We start from the raw sequence: 21145 nt of genomic DNA, 5'->3' as shown, positions 1-21145 counted from the left end.
TGAGTGAGGGACAGGAGCCCCTTTGCACCCCGCCCGCCCGGCCAATCCACCCCGAACCGCCAACCAACCATGGCCCAATCCCAACCCGACAAGGAGCTGCCCCTCGGCGAATGCCCCCGATGGACCGTCATTCCCGTCTTCCACAAGCTCACGGCGAAGGAGCGGAAGAAGGGCAAGCAACCGACCATCAAGCACTGGTCGCTGCGCTACGATGGCCGCTGCCGTCAGACCGCTATTTCAGAGCGCGACATCGAGCGCCTCCGCGAGATCGCCCGGCTGCTCAATGCCCGCAATGCCCGTCCCGCCGACGTGAAGGCCAGCGGCCTCCAGCTCGATATGTTCCCCGAGCTTACCCCCCCCCCCGCGTGGAAAACGCACTCCTGACCGCCTGAACCCATGAGCAAGAAGCACATCATCACCTTCGGCTATCAGGACTATGCCGTGGACAGCCTCGCCGCCGCCACGTCGGCCATCACCCTGCTCGCGAAGCTCACGCCGGTCCGCTACGTCACCGAAGGTGATTCGGACGGCTGGCACTACACGCCGGACGAGAGGCAGCACCAGCGTGAGCGCGAGGTCAGCCTCAAGATGAATCAGCCCTTCCGCGATGCCGCGAAGGAAAAGAAGCCAAAGCCCCTGGCTCTCCCGAAGCCCAAGCGCGGCAGCATCATGTGCATCTGTGAGAAATCGCACGTCGCCCCGAAGGAAACCTGCCCCCACTGCGGTCGCGCTTTCGCCGAGTCCCACAACCGCACCCACGGCAGCGACATCGAATCCAAGCCCCAGCTCCGGCTGCTCTAAATCTCCACCGGATCACCCACTCCAATGAGGATCTCCGCTTGTTTCTGTGACCTATGCAAAGGCGAAGGCGACCTTGTTCCGGCTGTCTGTCGCTACGATGGAGGGGCGGGCTGGTTTGACGCCTGCGATGTTCATCAAGAGGAAGTGGAAGGTTATGGCTTTCCGACTGTTCCCTATCAATTCATGGGAGACGTTGATCCAGACGACTTCCCCTAATTCGGGCGGGATTACACCCACTTTGCATTTCCTCCGCAGGCCTTACACGTGGCCTTTGTCGGACTCGGCATTTCCCGGTCGCCTCCGCTCCAGGATACATCGAAGTTCTTCAGCACCACACCGCTCGACCACGACGATCCGCCCCATCCAGAGCCGCGATCAAACAATTTGGCCCGCTCGGATTCCCCACATTTGGGGCATGAAAAATCGTAAGTGACGTCATCGATAGTTCCCATCTCCCGATGGGACGAAAGCCGCGCCGCTCCTTCAACCCTGAAACAACAATCTGGTTGTCAGCGCTATGATCGCCACCGAGGCCGAAGTCATCGCGTTCCAGACGGCAGCAAATGCCGCTCTGGTCGCCGCGTGTGAGGCCTCCGGCTACCACATGAAGCTCCGCAAGGTCTTCGCCGCCACCTACCTGCGCGGCAATCCGCGGCACGGCCTCGCCATGATGCGCGAGATCCTCGCCGAAACGGACTCGGCCATCGCCCACATGCGGCATTTCCAAGCCCTCGCCCTCGGCATCGTGGCCGACATCGAGGCCAGCCTTTCACCCGACAATACCACCCCATGAGCGCCAAACCGACTGCCCCGCGGGCCGCCCGCAAGACCGCTGCAAAGGCTCCGCGGAAGCCCCGCGGGAACATTTCCCGTGCGGAGATCCAGCCGCTCGTGCTGGAGGCCAAGGCCGCCTTCGACATGCAGATCGAGCTGGCGAACCTCGACCACACGACCAGCTTCGACGACTGGCGGCGGGAGCAGGTAATGGCCGCGGTCGGCAAGCCCGGCCTCACCGCCCTGGATCACGACGACTTCAACCCGGTGATGGCCCATTTCGCGACCCTCGCCGGGCACGACGACAAGGCGCTGGCTCGCCTCATGAAGACCGGTCCGGCGACCCGCGACCAAGACGACACCCACGAGCGCCGCCGCCAGCTCGCCCACCTCATCGCCACCGAGCTGGCCACCCACATCCGCCTCGGCGAGATTTCCGCCGTGGATCTGGCCGCGGAGACTGCCGACACCGGCACCTACCAGCGGCTGCGCGCCGCCCGCGAGGCGATCCGCGCTCACAAGGACGGCCCGATCCGCGAGGGCTACCTGATCTTCCTGGCGCGCCAGAAAACGCGCCGCCCTCAGCTCACGCTCGGTCGCGATCTGGAGGCAGGCCTGGCCGACCGCTGCACTGTCGATCAGCTCACCCAGCTCCTCTCCACGCTCCGCAACCGCATCGCCACTCGCGAGGGCCGCGCCGACGCCGGGAAGCGCGCCCCAGGCACCGCCCGCCGCAAGGCGCGCAAGAAGGCAACAGAGCGCGCCCTCGACACCCCCGCCGGGACAGCTTCCCGCGTCGCCAAGCCCTCCGCCGACGATCCCTTCTGATCCCCCGGCCAGTTTTCTAATCTATCGGAGGAAACCGGGGCGCACTGCCTCGGTTTTCTCATTTCGGCCCGGCCCCCTTTTCGGCCTGCCCACCGCCCCGGAAACCCTTCTGTTTCGGGCTTCTTCGGCCTCCTTCCCCCTGGTTCGGCCTTTTCTTATCTACGCTGACTGCTTGCCGAGGTCAGCCTATGGAATCAAAGCGCCGATCCCCCTTCCACCCCCGCCCAGCCGGAAGGACGCAGTCCTTCCGCTACCCATGCACAGGCCACATTGGGATTGCCGCCGCGGGTCGTCTTCCCTCACCTGTCATCATGCGCTTCCTGCTTTCTCTTTTCCTCCCCGTCCTCGCCACCGCCGAGCCGCTGACCTACGAGTGCCGCTTCTCCGAAACCGCGCCGAAGGTGGATGGCGATCTCTCCGATCCCGCATGGGAAAAGATCGCGTGGACCAGCGACTTCATCGACATCCAGGGAAAGGACCACGCGAAGCCGCGCTACCGCACCCGCGCGAAGATGCTTTGGACGGCCGAGGGCCTGCACGTGGCCGCGGAGATGGAGGAGCCGCACGTCTGGGGCACGCTGACGGAAAAGAACTCCATCATCTTCCACGACAATGACTTCGAGATCTTCCTCGATCCCGATGGCGACACGCTGAACTACTACGAATTTGAGATCAACGCGCTCGCCACCATCTGGGAGCTGACCCTGGACAAGCCCTACTCGAAGGGCGGCACCGCGGTGCACGGCACGAATCTCCCCGGGCTGAAGAGCGCGGTGAAGATCGACGGCACGCTCAATGACCCGAGCGATCACGACACCGGATGGTCCGTGGAAATCTTCCTGCCGTGGAAGGACCTCGCGAAGCACTCCGGCCAGCTCGCCTCGCCGCCGAATGCAGGCGATACCTGGCGCATCAATTTCTCGCGCGTGCAGTGGGTCCACGCCGTGAAGGACGGCAAGTACGTCCGCATCCCCGAGCACGGCGCGAAGATCCAAGAGGGCAGCCACCCCGAGGACAACTGGGTGTGGAGCCCGCAGGGCGTGATCAACATGCACGTGCCCGAGCAGTGGGGCCGGCTGGTCTTCGTGAAATGACGGGCACGACACCCGCCACGCACCCATCGATTCGATGACCGATCGCGAGGAAGCCGCGCTGGAGACCCTGCGCCAACATGCGACAGGCTCCGGTGCCGTGCGCAAATCCCTGTGGCCGTGGTCACGCGGGCGAAACGACCCGGACCACGCGGGCGGACATCTGGAGCGCGCGGTCGCCCTGCTTTCCGCCGCCGATCCTGCCGAGGCGATCCCGAAGATCGCCCCGATCGTCTGGGCATACTCGGCCACTCTGGGCGAGGCGCTCTCGCGGCTGATCCTTTCGCTGGCGGGCCGGCTGCCCTCGGGCGCCTGGCCCCGCGTGGATGAGTGGATGCGCCTCACGCTCGGAGGCTATTGGGAAGCGGTGGACCTTCCTTCACGGGCAGATCCGGGCGTCGTGCTCGTCGCCCTTTGCCATCCTTCCGGACGCGTCCGCGAAAAGGCGATCCATCTCCACGGTCTCTTGCCTCCTGCGATTGCGGCGAGCCTGCTGCTCGTCCGGATCAATGACTGGGTCGGGCAAGTACGATATTCATCGGAGTTGAAGCTGGACCCCCTGCTCCGCTCCCTCGACCCGCAGCAGAAGATGGAGCTGGTGCCGCTGGTCCACCGGCTCCGCGGCTGCGGCAGGCATGACAAGGCCATGGCACTGGATGGCTGGCTGAGATCCCTGACGATGCCCTTTCACGAGGAGGCATGGCTCGCCGCGTGGCATCGCTCGGACACCCGCGGCCGCCATGTCTATCTGACGGTGCTGAAAAGTTCCGGGATCCCACCGTCGCGAGCCATCCGGGATGCCTTACTCAAGAGCAACGACCGCATGGCGCTCCTCTGGTACCTGAAGGGAATCCTCCCCACTCTCGAGGGAGCGGACAGGGAGGAAGCCACCGAGGCGATGTCACGATCACGTGCGGTCCCACTGCGCCGCGCCTGGATCGACCACCTGCTGGAAGGCAACCCGCAAAGAGCGATCCCGCTCCTCATGGACATGCTCATCGACCGCAGCCGCAGCCTGAGGCACCATGCCCGCTACCATCTGGGAAAGCTGGCCCCGCTCGACTTCGCCGCGCACTACACCGCGCTTCTGGATTGGCCGGAGCTGGAGGAAGCCGCGCTCTGCGGCCTCGCCGAAGTCTCGCCTGCCGATGCACATCGGAAAGCCCTCCCCCTCCTTTCGTCCTCGAACCCACGCGTCCGGAAGGTCGCGGTGGAGTCGCTGGAGAAGGATCTCTTGGCAGATCACCTTCCCGCGCTGCTGGAACTCTCGGTCGATCCCGAACCGGGACCATCGAAGGCGGCGCGCGGACGGCTGCTCGAGATCGCCTACGAAGTCGGTGCTCACTTGCTCTCGACTCCGGATACGACCGCTGGATTTCCGGCCGCGCTGCAAATCCAGCTCATCCGGATCGCACCCTTTTTCAGCAAGTGGCAAGGGCTGGAATACCTGCTGCGGCAGCGGATCGACGGCGCTGCCCGCAGGGAAGTCACGGCAGCTCTGCGCCACTGGATGCAGCGTGAAGGCCAGTCCTATGTGAATCTGAAGGCCGACCGCCGGGTCACCCTGCTCAAGCTGACCGACCAAGCGGACCTTGGATTGGAGGTCGCCAAGGAGATCCGCTTCATCCTCGAACGCGCGGAATAGCCTGCTCGTTTAACTCAGCCCCCCGCAACCATGTAGTCACAATGCAATTACCGTATTGACATTGTATTTTTCATCTCCCAATCCTCGGGAACGATGAAACCCATTCAACTGCTGGTGCTCCTCCCCCTTGCAGTGACACTGCCTTCCCTCTACGGCGGGCAACCTGCTCCCGATCTGGTGAAAGACATCCAGCCGGGAAGCGTGGGAGCTATCCCCGACTTTTCTAGGCCTCTCGTGCTGGGGAACAAACTGATCTTCGCCGCAAACGACGGAAAAACCGGCTACGAACTGTGGGAAAGCGACGGCACCGCAGCGGGAACGCGACTTCTGAAAGACATCGTCTCCGGGGCGGCCGGATCTTACCCATCGGGACCCGTGGGGGCGGGGAACCACATGTATTTCAAGACGAGCAATTCGTCCGGCAGCCCCTTGGGCATCTGGAAGACCGATGGTACCGCAGCCGGGACCACGAAGATGAGCAACATGGGCACAAATCCCCTGCTCTTCGGATCAGTCGGCAACACGCTCTATTTCTATAACACCACGGTGGAATCCGGCTTCGAGCTCTGGAAAACGGATGGCACCGCGGCAGGCACGATGATCGTCTCCGATCTGACACCCGGCACCGCGAGTTCCTCCCTCACGGCAGGGATCGGCGTCGGGAGCTACTACTACTTCGTCTCCCATGTCCGCGGAGTCTCGGTGAGTCTCTGGCGCACGGACGGGACAAGCGCGGGGACCACGCTGATAAAGTCACTGCCAAATGGGAGCGGTTTCTCCGGCTTCACCGTTGTCGGTAATGATCTCTACTTCGGGGCCTCCGATGGCATCCATGGCCATGAGCTGTGGAAGAGCGATGGCACCGCCGCCGGGACCTTCATGCTGAAGGATCTGGCACCGGGCCCTGACAACGGGATTTCCTCCGGTTCGCTCACCGAGGCGGGCGGGCTACTCTACTTCTGCGCGAGGCTGGACGATCGCTACGCCGTGTGGCGCAGCGATGGCACGGAGGCGGGAACCTTTCCCCTGCTGCCCATCGTCAACCCCATCAACAGCAAGATGCTGGTCATGGGAAATGAGATCCTGTTTTCCGCCCACTACAATGGGAAGGCGGAGGTCTGGCGCTCCAATGGCACCGTGGCCGGCACCTTTCCTTTCAAGCCGGGAATGAAGACCGGGCTGGGCTTCATCCTGAAGCGAGGCTCCACCTGGTACTTCGGAAGTTCCGAGCTATGGCAAAGCGATGGCACGCCCGACGGAACGCGATCCGTCGCGGACTGGACCTCAAGCTACAGCCAGAGGGCGCTGCTTGGTGACAAGATCTACGTGAGCGCCAACCTGTCCCCAGCCGGTCATGAACTCCACGCCTACGACCTCACTCCGCCTTCGATTGCAAAGCCGGAGCTGACCGAAAGGACCAAGACCAGCATGAAGGTAAGCACCGCGATCCATGGCAACGGCTTCGCAAGCACCGCCGCCCTGGAATATGGCCTGACCGAAACCTACGGAACCACTGTTACGATTCCCCTGGGGACCGAAGTGGCCAATCAATTCCAACCGGTCGAAATCACGCTGTCCGATCTGTCCCCGGGATCGGCCTACCACTACCGGATCACCGCCACGAGCACGAAGGGCAGTCGGATCTCCACCGGAACATTCGACACCCTCTACACGCGGGAGGACTGGCGGATGGCCCACTTCGGCATGTCCGGGAATACCGGCGTCGCAGCGGACGATGCCGATCCGGACGGGGACGGCGTCAGCAACCTGGTCGAATACGCCTTCGGGCTCACTCCCTCGATGAGGGATGCCTCGAAACTACCGCAATCCACGCGGAACTCGGTGAACGACATCTATTCTTTCACTAGCCCGCCGGGCAGGGAGGATGTCACGTGTGGCCTGGAAGTCAGCTTCACGCTGGAACCGGGAAGCTGGCAAGCCGTCGAAAGTTACGGAAAAGGGAGAAACCACGCCTACAACGTGCAGCACTTCGGGATACCCCGGCGCTTCACACGCTGGACCGCGAATCCCCGCTGAAACAAAGACTCAGGCAAAGATCAGTGGCCGACGATGACAGGCCGCGGCGACCTGCGGAAGAAGAGCGCGCGGGGGATGGCCATGATGCGGGCGAGCCAGCCGAGCGATGCCTTGCTTCTGCCGGACGGGGCGGCGGCGCTTTCCAGCAGCTTTACCATCTCGGGATGGCCGAACATCGCGGCAAACATCACCGGTGTCTTGCCACCTCCCTGATCGGCCAGCGGATCGGCTCCGGCGGCGAGCAAGAGCCGCGCGACATCGGCGTGGCCCTTGAAGGCGACGCCGGCGAGCGGCGTCTGGCCACGGTCATTGCGGACATCGGGCACGGCACCCTTCTCTAACAGAAGCTCCACGGTCCCGGCATTGCCATGATACGCGGCGAGCATCAGCAGCGTGTTTCCCTTCCCGTCCTTCAGCTCCACGGGCATGCCCGCCTCGAGCATCGGGCGCAGCATCTCCGGGTCTCCCTGGCGGGCGGCATCGAGCGCCATCTGCTGGAGTTCGGCGTAGCGTTGTTGTTCGGCGTCGGTGATCATGGCTGCGCGTTTGTGAGGTGGATGGCGATGGAGCCGGGCCTCTGCCCCTCCCAGTGCATCGGCCCGGGCTCCATCGCGGGTGATTTCTTCAGGCCGTGGCCGGCTCGGCCTGCGGCTCTTCCTGCACGGAGATGTTGTTCGTCACCCCATCCCCATGGGCCGCCAGCGCAGCGCGGACGCCGGCTCCGTAGGCGGGATCCGCCTTGTCGAAGTGCGCGAGCTGGCGATCCACGATCTCCTGCGGCACGCCCTGCATCGCTTCCGCGATGTTGTTGAAGAGCGCCTGCTGCTGGGACGGATTCATCAGGCGGAAGAGATTCCCCGGCTGCGTGTAGTCGTCATTGCCATCGCGGTGGTTCCACCGGTCGGCGTCGCCGGAGATCTTCAGCGGCGGCTCGGCGAAGCGGTCGCTCTCGGCGGGGCCATTGAAACTATTAGGTTCATAATAGGCGTTGGCCGAGGTGCTGTAGCCCGCATTCATCGAGCCATCGAGGTGGTAGTGGTTCACCGCGCTCTTCGGCCGGTTCACCGGCAGCGCCTCATACCAGGTGCCGACGCGGTAGCGGTGCGCGTCCGCGTAGGAGAAGATGCGGGCCTGCAGCATCTTGTCCGGCGAGAAGCTGATGCCGGGCACGATATTCGACGGCGAGAAAGCGGACTGCTCGATCTCCTGGAAGTAGTTCTCCGGATTGCGGTTCAGCTCCAGCGTGCCCACCGGGATCACCGGGTAGTCGGCATGCGGCCACACCTTCGTGAGGTCGAAGGGATTGAAGGCGCACTTCTCCGCATCCTCCTCCGCCATGACCTGGATCTGCATGTCCCACTGCGGGAAATCACCGGCCTCGATCGCCTCGTAGAGATCCTTTTGCGAGGACTCGCGATCCTTTGCGATGACCTGCTCGCCCTCGCGGTTCGTCATCGTCTTGATGCCCTGGCGGGTCTTGAAGTGGAACTTCACCCAGAAGCGCTCGCCCGCGGCATTGATGAAGGAGTACGTGTGCGAGCCGTAGCCATTCGTGTGGCGGTAGCTCAGTGGCAGGCCGCGGTCCGACATGAGGATGGTCACCTGGTGCAGCGACTCCGGCGACAGCGACCAGAAGTCCCACATTGCGGTGGCGCTGCGCATGTTCGTGCGCGGATGACGCTTCTGCGTGTGGATGAAGTCCGGGAACTTCAGCGGGTCACGCACGAAGAAGACGGGCGTGTTGTTTCCGACCAGGTCCCAGTTCCCTTCCTCCGTGTAGAATTTCAGCGCCCAGCCGCGCACGTCGCGCTCGGCATCCGCCGCACCGCGCTCGCCCGCCACGGTGGAGAAGCGGAGCAGCATGTCGGTCTTCTTCCCCACCTGGGAAAAGATGTCCGCCTTAGTGTATTTCGTGATGTCGTGCGTGATGGTCAGCGTGCCGAAGGCTCCGGAGCCCTTCGCATGCACCACGCGCTCAGGGATACGCTCGCGGTTCTGGTGGGCCAGCTTCTCGATGAGCTGGTAGTCCTGCAGCAGCAGGGGTCCGCGTGGTCCGGCGGAGAGGGAGTTCTGGTTGTCGGCTATCGGATTGCCGCCGGTCGTGGTCATTTGGGGTTTCGCCATGGTAACGTGTCGGTGTTGCAGGTTCCGATCATGCCGGATCGGGAGCCATTTGTGAAATCGCCGGTTGAAAACGCATCCATTCGAAATTCTTATAGCTCCATGGAACTCCGCCAGCTCGAGCTGCTCGTGAGCGTCATCGAGTCCGGCTCGCTGACGGCCGCGGCGGCGAAGTGCCACCTCTCCCAGCCAGCCATCAGCCAGCAGATCCAGGCGCTGGAGGAAGAGATCGGCGAGCCGCTGCTGATCCGCCGTGCCCGCGGGGTGGAGCCGACGACCGCGGGACGAACGGTGGCCGAGCACGCGCAGCGCCTGCTGGCCGAGCGCGACAAGCTGCGCGATGCCTTCGCCGACCGTCGCGAGCTTCGGCACGGGCGCGTGTCGCTCGGCATCATCCCGACCATCGCGCCCTACCTGCTGCCGCAGTGGCTGGGGCCTTTCCGCGAGCGCTTCCCCGGCATCGCCATCGCGATCTCCGAGTCGCGCACGGAAGAGCTGATCGCTCAAGTCGTCGAGGGCCGCATCGAATTCGCCGTGCTGAGCGACGTGCCGGAGCACGATCGCCAGAAGTGGTCGCTCCAGGTGCGCGAGCTTTTCCGCGAGCCGCTGCTCCTCGCAGCTCCCGCGAATCACGTGCTCGCCACGCGCAAGGCCGCGCCCTTGCCCACCGACCTGAAGGCCGAGGAGCTGATCCATCTGAAAGGCGGGCATTGCCTCTCCGACCGCACGCTACGCCTGTGCCGCATCCGCGAGCCCGACCCCGGGCTGCAGTGCGACCAGCTCGGCACCGCGCTCTCGATGGTGGCCGCCGGGCTGGGCATCACCGTGATCCCGAAGCTGGCCACGCGGAATCGCGCGCTGGATGGCATCGTCACCCGCCCCTTCGCCGGGAAGGGCCTGCACCGCGTGATCGCGCTGATGAAGCGCCGTGGCAGCAAGGACACGCCGGCAGCGGCAGAGCTACTGCGCATGCTGTCGGCGTGATGCCTCGTGGCGTTCGTTGTTCGCACCTCATTCACTCACTCAGCGTGAGATCGCGGCGCGGTCGAGACGGGCGGCGGTGGAGAGATCGAGCGGCACGCGCGGAATGACCCGCGTGGTCCTCGCCGTGGTCTCCGCAGGCCGCGGCATGGGGATGATGCGGCCGGTGGCAGGCGGAACGAAGCGCTCACCGGGGCGGGGAGCGACCGGGCGGAGGGATCCGATGCGGCCGGCGAGCGATGGATCGGCGAAGCGGCTGCCGGGAGCGGCGGGCCGCGGCGGATCTCCGAGACGGGGAGCATCCGCACCCGGGGCGGGAATACCGCGGTAGCCACCGTCGAAATAGGTGCGATCCGGCGGCAGCAGGCGTGCGATGCCGGGATCGATGCGACCCACCAGGTGGCCACCACCGCCTGCGGGCGGCGCGGCAGGTGGAGGATCGAGCGGTGCCGGGCCGACGCGGCGTGGCGGGCCGTAGCTGCCGTATCCGGAGTCGCTGGCGCAGGAAGCGAGGGCGATGGCGGCGAGGAGGACGATGGTTTTCATGGTTTCGTGCGGTTCTTTGTTTTTCGCGGGCGGCACTGGATTGTCCGCCCTTCTGCCCGTCCTCTGGCAGCCGCCCGGCCCGCGTTACACGGGACATGAAATTATTTTCCTCATCTGTTCCCTCATGTGCCCGGATAGACGCCGAGGTAGTCCTCCATCTCCCTATCCGGTCGGCAGAGGATCACGTCGAGTAGAGAAGATCGCTAGAGATCCAATCAAACCAAGTGCACCGATCTACAGAAGATATCAAGGATCTCCCGTGAAACCGAGGACCGCTTCAGGACTCCGAGTTCGTCAGCCAAAGCACGCGCTCGTTGGGCTTGCTCTTCGATGCAGCGGTGCCGGTCAGGCCCATGGCATCCGCCGTGGTCCGCGCAGCAGTCGCGTAGTCGCTCGAGGAAGGCCTCAAGCGAATCGGCTGCACCGGCTTTGAAACCGGTGGCACTGCTTTTTTTTCCAGACTCACGACACATGCAGGATAGCGTCTTGGAGAGACGCGTCAACCGGCGACTCCGGCCGCGGTCTTCCGCCAGACGCGGTGGCCGAGCAGCACCGCAGTAATGGTGAGGCCCGCGGTAATGCCCCACCACATGCCGGTGACGCCGAACTTCAGCGGATGAGCGAGGCACCAGCCCAGCGGGATGGAAATCACCCAGTAGGCCCAGAAGGCGATCCACGCCGGCGTGTGGACATCATCGAGCCCGCGCAGCGCCCCGGCGGAGATGATCTGCAAGGCATCGCAGAACTGGAATGCCGCCGCGACGATGAGCAGCGCCGCTGCCGCCTCCAGCACTTCCGCGGCCCGATCGCCCTCGATGAAGGCGGAGGCCAGCTCGCGATTGAAGAGCACGAAGCTGGTCGCGCTGATCACGGTGAAGGCGATCCCCATTCCCCAACCGCTGGTGACGATGGCTCGCATCGCGCCGTGATTCTTCGCGCCGAAGGCTTCGCCCATCCGCACGGTCAGCGCCATCGAGAGCCCGAGGGGCACCATGAAGATGGTCCCCGCACAGGTGATGGCCACCTGGTGCGATGCGAGTGCCGCCTTGCCCATGTTTCCGATGATGAAGGTCGCCATCACGAAGGCACTGACCTCCGCGAGCAGATGCATGCTGGCGGGGAAGCCGGTGCGCAGCAGGCTCCTCATGGCCACCCAATCGGGTGCGCGGAACCAGCGCTGCGGCACCCACTCGCGGATGCCCGGGTCGCGCAGGCACCACCAGATCATGGCCGCTAGCACCACGGCGCGGGCGATGACGGTGGAGATAGCGGCACCCTCCAGCCCGAGCTCAGGCATGCCCAGCTTTCCGAAGATCATCACCCAGTTCAGGAAGATATCGAAGAGCACGCCGCCCAGCGAGATCCAGAAGACGGGCCAAGGGCGGTTCATCGCATCGGCATGATTCTTCACCGCCATCGAGATCATCGCCGGGATCATCGAGATCGCGATGAGCACGAAGAAGGTGGGCGCGATGGCCACCACCTCCGGGTCCTGCTTGAAGAGATGCAGGAAGGGTAAAAGCGCGAGGGCAAGCGCAACGGTGAAGAGGCCGAGCACCCCGGTGATGTAGATACCGTGACGCAGCGCGGCGCGGGCCGCTGCGGGATCATCCGCACCACGCGCCTGCGAGACGCGGATGGACACGGCCATCGACATGCCGATACCGAGCATCATCGGCAGGTAGATGATCGTATTCGAGAAGGACGATGCGGCGAGCTCGGTGATGCCGTACCGCCCGAGCATGAGCGTGTCGGACAGGCCGATGAGCATCTGGCCGAGCTGGCCGATGATGAGCGGTATCGCCAGCCGGATGGTGGTGCGGCTTTCGGAAAGGATCTGCGGAAGAGTCATGAAAGAGATCGGGAAAACGAGACACGTGGAGAACAAAAAGCCCGCTGGCTGGAGCCAAGCGGGCGGGGACAAGCGGCGATCGCGATTACTTCCGATCCATCACGACATGTCCCCGCGGACAACGACAAGGTCGTCCATGGCAGAGGGCATGCGGAAGGTGATCATGGGTTCGGGGGCGGAGAATGAGCGAAGTGCGGCCCGGCTGTCAAACCCGCGCTAGGGGGCAATGCCGTCACTACACCTTTCGTTCCAACCCGCTCCCCGGTGCAGGGCACGAAAAAGGCGGACCCTCGTGAGAAGGTCCGCCCTGGAAAGATAATTGGCTGGGTCGTCAGCGAGGATTACCAGCGACGGCCACCGCCGCCACCACCACCACCGCCGTAACCACCGCCGCCGCCGCCACGGCGATCACCACCGTAGCCGCCGCCGCCACCACCGCGGCGCTCGCCGCCGTAGCCACCACCGCCGCCGCCACGACGCTCACCGCCGTAGCCGCCACCACCGCCACCGCGGCGCTCACCGCCGAAACCGCCACCGGAACGCTCTTCGCGCGGACGGGCTTCATTCACGGTCAGGTTGCGGCCACCGAAATCCTGGCCATCGAGGCCCTTGATTGCGGCGTCCATGGCTTCCTTGCTGCCCATGGTCACGAAGGCAAAGCCACGCGGGCGGCCGGTCTCACGGTCCATCATCAGGGCCACATCGGTCACTTCGCCGTATTGGCCGAAGGCGTCGCGCAGATCGTCTTCGCTGGCGGAAAAGGGGAGGTTCCCCACATACATCTTGCTCATTTCTAATCAATTGGCCCGAAATCCTACTTTTCTTCGACTGTCCCCGAGGAACCGGGTTTCAGATCACCACCGGATGCATTCATCCGTCTGATGACCCTCCATGCCTTGAATCTGCCAGGTGGCGAGCGCCCGGCAGAGTTAACCGTTTTAAAACACTCCACAAGTGCGGAATTTCAAAAAGAATACTTAGGGTTTCCACGCATTCGGCCAAAAGAAACGGCCCGGAAGCACCTGCGACATTGACCCGCCGGGATTGGCAGGCTATCGGGACGCCGCCCTCCGGGGCGTTCCACTTCATGAAATTGAGCATTCCCTTCGGGCGGGTCGATTGGATCAACACGGCGTTCCTCGGCGTCATCACCCTGCTCGCACTCATCGCGGCTCCCATCTACCTCTGGCATTACGATGCCGGTCCGGTGCTCTGGAGCCTGTTTGCTTTCTACTGCATCGCCACTGGCATGAGCATCACGCTCGGCTATCACCGGCTATTCTCGCACCTCTCGTTCAAGGCCAAGTGGCCGGTGCGCCTCTTCACTCTCGTCTTCGGCGCCTGCGCCTTCGAGAACTCCGCGCTGAACTGGTGCTCCGACCATCGCCGCCACCACAAGCACGTGGACCACGACGATGATCCGTACGACATCTCGAAGGGCTTCATCTGGGCCCACATCGGCTGGATCCTCTTCAAGACCCTGCCTGAGCCGCCGCTCGACAACGTGAATGACCTCCGCAAGGACAAGCTGGTCATGTGGCAGCACCGCTGGGACAAGATGATCGCCCTCGTCGTGGGCCTCATCCTCCCCGCCGTCATCGGCTACTTCGCCGTGGGTGGTGCCATGGGTGCCCTCGGTGGCTTCCTCATCGTCGGCGTGCTGCGGGTCTTCTGCGTCCAGCAGTGCACCTTCTTCATCAATTCGCTCTGCCACACCATCGGCCGCCAGCCCTACTCGACCCGCTGCAGCGCTCGTGACAGCTTCGTGATGTCTCTCGTCACCTTCGGCGAGGGCTACCACAACTACCACCACGAGTTCCAGCACGACTACCGCAATGGCGTGAAGCCGTGGAACTTCGACCCCACCAAGTGGGCGATCTGGGCAATGTCAAAGGTCGGCCTGACCAGCGACCTCCGCCGCGTGCCGGCCACCAAGGTGCTGCTCGCCGAGATGGCCGAGGCACGCCGCCATGCGAATCAGGAACTCGCCCGCGTGCAGGCCCAGAACGACCACCCGCTGCGCGACAAGACCCTCGAGGCCATGAACGCGCTGATCGAGCGCCTCAGCGCCAACTACCACGAGCTGGAGAAGGCCATGGCCGACCGCGTGGAACTCTCCCGGAAAGCCCTGCGCGGCTGGCAAAAGGAGACCCGCGAACTCCTCCAGAACGTGTCCCAGCTCCGCCGCGGCCGCGCGGTGCCTGCCCAGGCCTGATCCGGCTGACACGCCCCGTTTTTCCAAAAAGGCCGCCCGGGAGACCGGGCGGCCTTTTTCATTCCCACGCCATCGCCACCATTCGGTGAATGTCGGGCTTGGAAGTTCCGGCCCGCCCCGTAGGTTTGCGCGCGATGGAGCCCCTGAGCGTCGATGGCAAATTCTTCCGGTCCGGAGGAAGGCGCTGCGACGTCCGCGCGGTGACCTACGGCCCCTTCCCCGGCGGCTGGCCAACTGACTTCGCCCCGGATTTTAATCGGATCACAGCGACCGGTTTCAATGCGCTGCGGCTGTATGAGATGCCGGACCGGCGGCTGCTGGATGCCGCGCTGGCGCACGGGCTGCGGGTCTTCGGCGGGCTGCGCTGGCCGCAGGCGGTGGACTTCCTGAAGGACGGCCGCGTGATCGCCGAGGCAAGGGTCTCGCTGGCGGAGAGCTTGCGCGGGCTGGAGGGCCACCCGGCGCTTGCGGGTGTCTATATCGCGAATGAAGTGCCCGCCGACCTGGTCCGCTGGATGGGCCCCGTCCCCGTGCGTCACGCGCTGGAAGACCTGATCGCACTCGGGAAGGAATTGCGGCCCGACGTGCTGTGGTGCTACGGCAACTATCCAAGCACCGAGTACCTGGAGCCGGAGAATGCCGACTTCACCGCCTTCAACGTCTATCTGGAGAGCGAGACCGCCTTCCGCAGCTATCTCCGGCGGCTGCACCACATCGCGGGCGACCGGCCGGTGATGCTCTCGGAATTCGGCCTCGATTCGCAGCGGAATGGCGTGGCGAAACAGGCCACCACCTTCTCATGGGCGATCCGTATCGCCCGCGAGGAGGGCATGGCAGGCTTCACCGCCTATGCTTGGAGCGACCGGTGGTGGAATGCCGGAATGGAGGTGCTCGACTGGGACTTCGGCCTCATCGATCGCGAGGGCCGGGACAAGCCGGCACTGGCCGCCGTGCGCGAGGCGTGGCAGCAGGTCGGCAGCCGCACGCCGCACTCGAGATTCTCCGTGATCGTCTGCACGCGGAACGGGGCGTCCCGGATCGCTGCCTGCCTGGAGTCCCTGCGGCACCAGACGCTGCCCGCCCACGAGGTGATCGTGGTGGACGACGGCTCGACGGATGGTACTACGGATCTAGTAGCACGCGGCTTTCCCGAGGTGCGCCTGCTGACGCTGGAGCCGGGCGGCCTGAGCGCGGCGCGGAATGCCGGCGCGGATGCGGCCACGGGCGAAATCCTCGCCTTCACCGATGACGACTGCGAGGCGGACCCGGACTGGCTGGCCGGGCTGGCCGATGCCTTTGACAAGGGGTGGGATGCCGCGGGCGGGCCGAACCTCCCTCCCCCGCCGAAGTCGGACGCCGAGGCGATCGTGACCGCCGCCCCGGGCGCGCCGAGCCACGTGATGCTGGACGACGTGGAAGCGGAGCACCTTCCCGGCTGCAATATCGCGGTACTACGGACGGCGTACTTCGAGACCGGCGGCTTCGACCCGCAGTTCACCACCGCGGGGGACGACGTGGATTTCTGCTGGCGTCTGCGTGACAAGGGCTTCCGTCTCGGCTTCGCGCCGACCGCCTTCGTATGGCACTGGCGGCGTCCGTCGCTCCGCGCCTTCCTCCGCCAGCAGCGCGGCTACGGCAGGGCGGAGGCGTTGCTCATCGCGAAGCACCCGCAGCGCTTCACCGCGGCGGGCGATGCGAGGTGGGATGGCTTCGTCTACTCCGGCGGCCCGGTGCGCGCGGTCGAGGGCTCCGTGATCTACTACGGCCGCATGGGCCAGGCGGGCTACCAGGGCGTGGTGGACCGCATGCAGCCGCTGCGCCCGCTGGATGCCGGATTCAATGACTTCGCCAGCCGCGAGCGCCTGCGCCTGCTGGAGTGGCTGCAGCCGCGCCTCCGCGCGTGGTTCCGCTGCGGGAAATGGCTGCTCCTTTCCAACAACGGCACAGCTTCCCAGGAGCCTCCCGCTCCCACCGACGAACTTGCCCTCTGGTCCGCGGAAGGAAAGACACGCGATGACTTCCTCCAACAACTCCTCGCCGACGGCTGGCAGGCGGGCGGAGATACCGACGCATGGGACGTGGAGAAGAACGGCACGCGCGTGCTGCTCGCCACCGAACGCGGCGATGGCATCGGCAAGCGGACTCTGGTGCGGGTGTGGGGAGATCCCAAGTCACTCGTCGTCCTTCGCGGCTGATCCCGCGAACTTCTTGAGGTCGCCGTTCGCGGGATTCACCTCGAACCAGCCTTCGCCATTGATGTGGATCATCGCCTTCTTGCCATCGGGTGAGAGCGCGGCGCCGCATCCGCTGCCGCACTCCGCGAGCTCGTCCCACTTCAGCGGGAGCTTCTTCTCGAAAGCGTCCGCATTCGGCACGCGAACGATGTTTCCCCATCCGCTGCCGCCGATGCGGCTGAGCTCCACGAGAAGGTGATCCTTGAGGGGAAGCACCGTCTGAGCCCCGGTGCCGGAGCTGTTCGCAGGACTGGTCTCAAGCGTGGCGAGCGGCCAGATCCTCGTCCCCGCGAGGACATAGGGCACCTCTTCATTGTCGCCCGCCTCGATGGAGCCTTTCCACACATCGCCATTCAGCGTGAAGTAGAGATTTCCGTCCGTGTCGAAGACCGGACTCGTGGCATGGTTTGCACGGCGGTTGTAAACGCCCCCTGCCTTCTTCGGCTGCTTGGGATCGAGAATCCACCACTCCGGCTCGCCATCTTCCTTCGTCGTGGTCACGAGCACCTGGCCGTCCTTTGGATTGCAGGCGACATCGTCCACGGTCAGTTCGTCGGGTGCCTTCCAGAGTTCGGTCCACGTATCGGTGGCAGGGTTCCAGCTCATCACACGCTGGCCACCGGCCAAAATCAGCGCGTCCTTTCCGGCGGAGAGACCCACGAATTCGACTTGGAAGTCGTCTGGAAACTCCAGCGCCGTCTCCACCTTCGTCGTCAGATCCAGCAGCAGCACTCCGCTGTCTCCCTGACGGGCCACCCGCTTGCCATCCGGCAAAAACGCGGCGGACCCGGCGAAGAGCGCAGGTGAAAGCAATAGCGAGAACAGCAGCGATTTCATGGTGCCATACCCAAGCAGACCGCTGTGCCGCCGTCGAGGCGGGCCTTGCAGCGCTCGCGCCGGGCCGCTACAGCCGGGGCATGGGTTTGCGGACGAGCGACTTCCACTACGACCTGCCACCGGAGCTGATCGCCTCGCGGCCGCTGGAGGAGCGTGCCGCCTCGCGGATGATGGTGGTGAACCGCGACTCGGGAAAGATCGAGCACCGGATGTTCCGCGACTTCCCGGAGTACCTGCGGCCCGACGACCTGCTGGTACTGAATGACACGAAGGTCATCCCGGCCCGCGTTTTCTCCGACGACGGGAAGATCGAGCTGCTGTGCCTGGACCGCCTCTCGCCGCTCGAATGGCGCTGCCTGGTGCGGCCGGGCAAGAAGATGCGCACCGGCAAGACCGTCACGGTGGGCGGAACTACTGGAACCGTAGTAGATGTCTTCGACAATGGCGACCGGCTCATCCGCTGGGACGCGCCCGTGGACCTCGACCGGCACGGCCACCTCGCCCTGCCCCACTACATGGGCCGCGATGACGAGATGGCGGACCGCGACCGCTACCAGACCGTCTTCGCCCGTGAGGAGGGAGCCATCGCCGCGCCGACCGCGGGGCTGCACTTCACGCCGGAGCTGTTAGAAAAGCTGCCGCATGCCTTTCTCACGCTGCACGTGGGCGTCGGCACCTTCCGGCCCGTGCAGGTGGACACTCCGGAGGAGCACGAGATGCACTCCGAGCGATACGTTCTCACGCCGGAAACCGCGGGACGCGTCAACGACGCCGCGCGCGTGATCGCCGTGGGCACGACGGTGACGCGCGTGCTGGAGCACGTGGGCCGGACCGTGCACGCGGAAGGGCTGGCTGCAAGGTGCCGCAGCCACGAAGGAGCCACCGACATCTTCATCTACCCGCCATATCAATTCCGCGTGATCGGCGGCCTGCTCACGAATTTCCACCTGCCGGAAAGCACGCTCATCATGCTCGTCAGCGCCTTCGCAGGCCGCGAGATCGTGATGGAGGCCTATCGCGAAGCCGTGCGGGAGCGCTACCGCTTCTACAGCTACGGCGACTGCATGCTGCTGGTGTGAGAGGGTCAGCGCTTCGCCTTCTTGATGCCGATGGTCCACCAAAGGATCGGACCCACAACCGGCAAGGCGAGGAGCACGATCACCCAGATCAACTTCTCGCTTCCTTGCTCGAAAGTCGCCTGAAGGCACTGGATCAGGGCGATGATCGACAGGATCATCGGACTGAGCAGGAAGAAGATGAGGATCAGTTCCTGACCACCGATATTGAGAAAGCCGAGCTGGTTCATTGGTTGCATGCCATATCTGCGAGGCCCGAAGGAAACTTGACCAGCATATCTATCAGATCACGGGGGCCTTTTCACCTCGATACCGGCGGGCTTCAACCACATCTGGAAAATCGTCATCATCATCCAACCAGCCGCGAACTTCGGAAAGCTTCCCCGAAGCACTTGCCTGTCCCTCCAGAGGAATCAACCTGGCTACGGGAACATCACGGCGGCAGATCATCAACTCCTCTCCGGTCTCTACCCTTCGGATGATGTTACACAACCGGGTCTTCAATCCGGTGAGGTTCACAGAGTCGCTCATGATCAGTCTTCGACCACCATACCGGGACAAACCGCTTGCCACAAGCCACCCCACGCTGTTTCCTCCGCCTGCTGTCAGGGGCCGTGGAGGTTCGGCAGGCGAATCCCGCTAGGCCTTAATCGGAGCAACGGTAGTTTGTCCGTGCTTGCCGCGGTTCCCTGGCAGCACTTCTTTTCTCCACGCGCCACTTTCGAGCGCGGGCGGGATCAGTCGAAGTCGAGGTAGATCTCGGCGCGGCGGTTCGCGCGGCGGCCATCGGGATTGTCCCCGCCACTCTCGGTGAAATTCGGCCGGCGCGGCTGCGACTGGCCCTTCGCAAGCGTGATGATCTGGTCCTCGGCCACGCCGACCTTCACCAGATACTCCTTCACGAAATTCGCACGGCGCTGTGAGAGCTGGTCATTGTAGGGCTCCGTGCCGAGCGCGTCGGTATGGCCGGAAAGCGTGAGCTGCTTCTCCGGATCCGTCTTCAGGATCTGCGCGACGATATCGAGCTGCCGCTCCGTGCGCGGGGGCAGCGTGTCCTCGTCAAAGCCGAAATAGAGCACCAGCGTGTCTCCACCCTTCGGATTCTTCACCAGCGGGATGTAATAGACGTCTCCGCCCGCCACGCGCTTCGCGTAGTCCGCGAGCAGTTGGTCCAGGTTCAGGTCCGTCACGCGCCAGTGGCCGCTGTTCTCCGGCTGGTGCAGCACCATGGAAAACTCGGCGGCATCGCTGCCGTCCGCTGCCACCACGCGGGCGAGGTAGCCGCTGGTATCCGGCCGCTGGAACATCGCGCGCAGCGGCTTGTCATCGCGAAACTTGTAGCTTCCGTCCTCGAAGAGGATGCACAGGCCCGCGATCTTCGCGTCGGAAACCGTGGCGGAATCGACGAACTCCTTCGCGAGCTCGAACTGCTGGTGGAGCAGCGCCTGCAGGAAGGCATCCGCGATTCCCAGCGAATCGACCATCACCGCCTTTGGCACCGGCTCGCCGGGCGCAGGCGGCAGCATAAGGGACTGCACGGACCACTTGCCCGCCTCCTGCTGCAGGTCGAAGAAGATGCGATCGCGCCCGGTCTCCACACCGTCCAGCCAAAGCGCCCAGCGCGCGCGCTTGTTCAGCTCCAGCTCGCCCACCTCCTGCACGGAGTCCGGCTTGCGCAGTTTCGGCTCCTGGGTGGCGAGCTGGGCCAGCCGTTTGCGCGTGCCATCGTCCAGCGCCTGCTTGCCGATGAGCTGGCCGAGCTTCTCGAAGTCACCCGTCTCCAGGGCCGTGCCGATCTGGCCGAGCAATTGCGCCGGGTCCACCGTGGAAAGGCCCACGCCGGCATTTGCCATGGCGGCCTCGGGGTCCACCGGACCATCCACCACGGACTCCTTCTGGTTCGCAGGGATGGTATCCGCTGCCGGAGCCACGGGCTTCTTTTCCTCGACCACGGGTGCCTGCCGCGGTGCCGCAGGCTTCCCGCGATTCATGTAGAGGCCACCGACACCGGCGGCCAAGGCGAGCGCCCCGACGAGGAAGGCGATTGGAAAGCGGGAGTCTTGCATGGCGGCTGGCGCGCGGGAGGGCGCAAGGAAAGGGATGCTCC

At 64.6% G+C, this 21145-nt stretch carries 21 protein-coding genes; 11 read left to right on the top strand and 10 right to left on the bottom strand.

Annotation, left to right across the window (positions count from 1 at the left end; all coding sequences use genetic code 11):
• The first annotated feature begins 69 nt into the window (after positions 1–69).
• From OKA04_RS04505 to OKA04_RS04475, 7 genes are all read left to right on the top strand, one after another.
• Positions 70–384 (top strand): hypothetical protein, encoded by a 315-nt coding sequence (locus OKA04_RS04505; RefSeq protein ID WP_264499936.1) that lies wholly within the window; start codon positions 70–72, stop codon positions 382–384.
• Positions 385–396: 12 nt separating this feature from the next.
• Positions 397–801, top strand: coding sequence for a hypothetical protein (locus OKA04_RS04500; RefSeq protein WP_264499935.1), 405 nt, complete (start codon positions 397–399; stop codon positions 799–801).
• 517 nt (positions 802–1318) lie between these two features.
• Positions 1319–1594, top strand: a complete 276-nt coding sequence (locus OKA04_RS04495) for a hypothetical protein (protein ID WP_264499934.1) — start codon at positions 1319–1321, stop codon at positions 1592–1594.
• Positions 1591–2403, top strand: coding sequence for a hypothetical protein (locus OKA04_RS04490; RefSeq protein WP_264499933.1), 813 nt, complete (start codon positions 1591–1593; stop codon positions 2401–2403). The genes OKA04_RS04495 and OKA04_RS04490 overlap by 4 nt, the downstream gene beginning before the upstream one ends.
• A gap of 311 nt (positions 2404–2714) precedes the next feature.
• Positions 2715–3497, top strand: a complete 783-nt coding sequence (locus tag OKA04_RS04485) for a carbohydrate-binding family 9-like protein (protein ID WP_264499932.1) — start codon at positions 2715–2717, stop codon at positions 3495–3497.
• 34 nt (positions 3498–3531) lie between these two features.
• Positions 3532–5139, top strand: coding sequence for a HEAT repeat domain-containing protein (locus OKA04_RS04480; protein WP_264499931.1), 1608 nt, complete (start codon positions 3532–3534; stop codon positions 5137–5139).
• Between the two features lie 93 nt (positions 5140–5232).
• On the top strand, positions 5233–7176 hold the full coding sequence (locus OKA04_RS04475; RefSeq protein WP_264499930.1) for an ELWxxDGT repeat protein: 1944 nt from the start codon (positions 5233–5235) through the stop codon (positions 7174–7176).
• Between the two features lie 20 nt (positions 7177–7196).
• Here the strand turns inward: OKA04_RS04475 and OKA04_RS04470 are convergent, their stop codons facing one another.
• Positions 7197–7712, bottom strand: a complete 516-nt coding sequence (locus OKA04_RS04470; protein WP_264499929.1) for an ankyrin repeat domain-containing protein — start codon at positions 7710–7712, stop codon at positions 7197–7199.
• Between the two features lie 88 nt (positions 7713–7800).
• Positions 7801–9300 (bottom strand): catalase, encoded by a 1500-nt coding sequence (locus OKA04_RS04465; RefSeq protein ID WP_264499928.1) that lies wholly within the window; start codon positions 9298–9300, stop codon positions 7801–7803.
• Between the two features lie 99 nt (positions 9301–9399).
• On the opposite strand from OKA04_RS04465, the gene OKA04_RS04460 reads away from it, so the two are divergent.
• A complete protein-coding gene (locus OKA04_RS04460) occupies positions 9400–10281 on the top strand; it encodes a LysR family transcriptional regulator (protein ID WP_264499927.1) in 882 nt (293 codons plus the stop codon).
• A 39-nt stretch (positions 10282–10320) separates the two neighbouring features.
• Here the strand turns inward: OKA04_RS04460 and OKA04_RS04455 are convergent, their stop codons facing one another.
• The 4 genes from OKA04_RS04455 to OKA04_RS04440 form a co-directional block, all read right to left on the bottom strand.
• Entirely contained in the window at positions 10321–10824 is a 504-nt protein-coding gene (locus tag OKA04_RS04455) for a hypothetical protein (RefSeq protein ID WP_264499926.1), read from the bottom strand.
• Positions 10825–11101: 277 nt separating this feature from the next.
• Complete coding sequence (locus OKA04_RS04450) at positions 11102–11233, bottom strand: hypothetical protein (protein WP_264499925.1); 132 nt, start codon at positions 11231–11233, stop codon at positions 11102–11104.
• Positions 11234–11323: 90 nt separating this feature from the next.
• Positions 11324–12676: an MATE family efflux transporter gene (locus OKA04_RS04445; protein ID WP_264499924.1), complete on the bottom strand. Its 1353-nt coding sequence runs from the start codon at positions 12674–12676 to the stop codon at positions 11324–11326.
• Between the two features lie 341 nt (positions 12677–13017).
• On the bottom strand, positions 13018–13467 hold the full coding sequence (locus tag OKA04_RS04440; protein ID WP_264499923.1) for an RNA recognition motif domain-containing protein: 450 nt from the start codon (positions 13465–13467) through the stop codon (positions 13018–13020).
• 296 nt (positions 13468–13763) lie between these two features.
• Between OKA04_RS04440 and OKA04_RS04435 the strand changes: the two genes are divergently transcribed.
• Together OKA04_RS04435 and OKA04_RS24585 are read left to right on the top strand one after the other, a co-directional pair.
• The gene (locus OKA04_RS04435) at positions 13764–14891 is read left to right on the top strand and encodes an acyl-CoA desaturase (RefSeq protein WP_264499922.1); all 1128 of its coding nucleotides are present in this window, start codon (positions 13764–13766) and stop codon (positions 14889–14891) included.
• A gap of 134 nt (positions 14892–15025) precedes the next feature.
• A complete protein-coding gene (locus tag OKA04_RS24585; protein WP_319800595.1) occupies positions 15026–17086 on the top strand; it encodes a glycosyltransferase in 2061 nt (686 codons plus the stop codon).
• Here the strand turns inward: OKA04_RS24585 and OKA04_RS04425 are convergent.
• On the bottom strand, positions 17063–17962 hold the full coding sequence (locus OKA04_RS04425; RefSeq protein ID WP_264499921.1) for a WD40 repeat domain-containing protein: 900 nt from the start codon (positions 17960–17962) through the stop codon (positions 17063–17065). The two genes, OKA04_RS24585 and OKA04_RS04425, sit on opposite strands and share 24 nt — an antisense overlap.
• Before the next feature lie 80 nt (positions 17963–18042).
• Here OKA04_RS04425 and queA point away from each other — a divergent pair, with 80 nt between their 5' ends.
• Positions 18043–19041, top strand: a complete 999-nt coding sequence (queA, locus tag OKA04_RS04420) for a tRNA preQ1(34) S-adenosylmethionine ribosyltransferase-isomerase QueA (RefSeq protein WP_264499920.1) — start codon at positions 18043–18045, stop codon at positions 19039–19041.
• A 5-nt stretch (positions 19042–19046) separates the two neighbouring features.
• On the opposite strand, the gene OKA04_RS04415 is transcribed toward queA, so the two are convergent.
• From OKA04_RS04415 to OKA04_RS04405, 3 genes are all read right to left on the bottom strand, one after another.
• Positions 19047–19277: a PLD nuclease N-terminal domain-containing protein gene (locus OKA04_RS04415; RefSeq protein ID WP_264499919.1), complete on the bottom strand. Its 231-nt coding sequence runs from the start codon at positions 19275–19277 to the stop codon at positions 19047–19049.
• A 43-nt stretch (positions 19278–19320) separates the two neighbouring features.
• Entirely contained in the window at positions 19321–19569 is a 249-nt protein-coding gene (locus OKA04_RS04410) for a type II toxin-antitoxin system Phd/YefM family antitoxin (protein ID WP_264499918.1), read from the bottom strand.
• A 206-nt stretch (positions 19570–19775) separates the two neighbouring features.
• Complete coding sequence (locus OKA04_RS04405; protein WP_264499917.1) at positions 19776–21104, bottom strand: OmpA family protein; 1329 nt, start codon at positions 21102–21104, stop codon at positions 19776–19778.
• Positions 21105–21145 lie beyond the last annotated feature (41 nt).

Origin of the sequence: Luteolibacter flavescens, assembly GCF_025950085.1 — a bacterium.
In the GTDB taxonomy this organism is placed as follows: domain Bacteria; phylum Verrucomicrobiota; class Verrucomicrobiia; order Verrucomicrobiales; family Akkermansiaceae; genus Haloferula; species Haloferula flavescens.
This window is presented reverse-complemented; position numbering and strand designations above follow the sequence as displayed.

Coding starts and splice junctions, on each gene's coding strand:
- queA (WP_264499920.1), top strand. CDS start 18,043: ATGGGTTTGCGGACGAGCGACTTCCACTACGACCTGCCACCGGAGCTG.
- OKA04_RS04485 (WP_264499932.1), top strand. CDS start 2,715: ATGCGCTTCCTGCTTTCTCTTTTCCTCCCCGTCCTCGCCACCGCCGAG.
- OKA04_RS04425 (WP_264499921.1), bottom strand. CDS start 17,962: ATGAAATCGCTGCTGTTCTCGCTATTGCTTTCACCTGCGCTCTTCGCC.
- OKA04_RS04460 (WP_264499927.1), top strand. CDS start 9,400: ATGGAACTCCGCCAGCTCGAGCTGCTCGTGAGCGTCATCGAGTCCGGC.
- OKA04_RS04455 (WP_264499926.1), bottom strand. CDS start 10,824: ATGAAAACCATCGTCCTCCTCGCCGCCATCGCCCTCGCTTCCTGCGCC.
- OKA04_RS04470 (WP_264499929.1), bottom strand. CDS start 7,712: ATGATCACCGACGCCGAACAACAACGCTACGCCGAACTCCAGCAGATG.
- OKA04_RS04440 (WP_264499923.1), bottom strand. CDS start 13,467: ATGAGCAAGATGTATGTGGGGAACCTCCCCTTTTCCGCCAGCGAAGAC.
- OKA04_RS04475 (WP_264499930.1), top strand. CDS start 5,233: ATGAAACCCATTCAACTGCTGGTGCTCCTCCCCCTTGCAGTGACACTG.
- OKA04_RS24585 (WP_319800595.1), top strand. CDS start 15,026: ATGGAGCCCCTGAGCGTCGATGGCAAATTCTTCCGGTCCGGAGGAAGG.
- OKA04_RS04505 (WP_264499936.1), top strand. CDS start 70: ATGGCCCAATCCCAACCCGACAAGGAGCTGCCCCTCGGCGAATGCCCC.
- OKA04_RS04410 (WP_264499918.1), bottom strand. CDS start 19,569: ATGAGCGACTCTGTGAACCTCACCGGATTGAAGACCCGGTTGTGTAAC.
- OKA04_RS04465 (WP_264499928.1), bottom strand. CDS start 9,300: ATGGCGAAACCCCAAATGACCACGACCGGCGGCAATCCGATAGCCGAC.
- OKA04_RS04445 (WP_264499924.1), bottom strand. CDS start 12,676: ATGACTCTTCCGCAGATCCTTTCCGAAAGCCGCACCACCATCCGGCTG.
- OKA04_RS04415 (WP_264499919.1), bottom strand. CDS start 19,277: ATGCAACCAATGAACCAGCTCGGCTTTCTCAATATCGGTGGTCAGGAA.
- OKA04_RS04490 (WP_264499933.1), top strand. CDS start 1,591: ATGAGCGCCAAACCGACTGCCCCGCGGGCCGCCCGCAAGACCGCTGCA.
- OKA04_RS04495 (WP_264499934.1), top strand. CDS start 1,319: ATGATCGCCACCGAGGCCGAAGTCATCGCGTTCCAGACGGCAGCAAAT.
- OKA04_RS04480 (WP_264499931.1), top strand. CDS start 3,532: ATGACCGATCGCGAGGAAGCCGCGCTGGAGACCCTGCGCCAACATGCG.
- OKA04_RS04435 (WP_264499922.1), top strand. CDS start 13,764: ATGAAATTGAGCATTCCCTTCGGGCGGGTCGATTGGATCAACACGGCG.
- OKA04_RS04405 (WP_264499917.1), bottom strand. CDS start 21,104: ATGCAAGACTCCCGCTTTCCAATCGCCTTCCTCGTCGGGGCGCTCGCC.
- OKA04_RS04500 (WP_264499935.1), top strand. CDS start 397: ATGAGCAAGAAGCACATCATCACCTTCGGCTATCAGGACTATGCCGTG.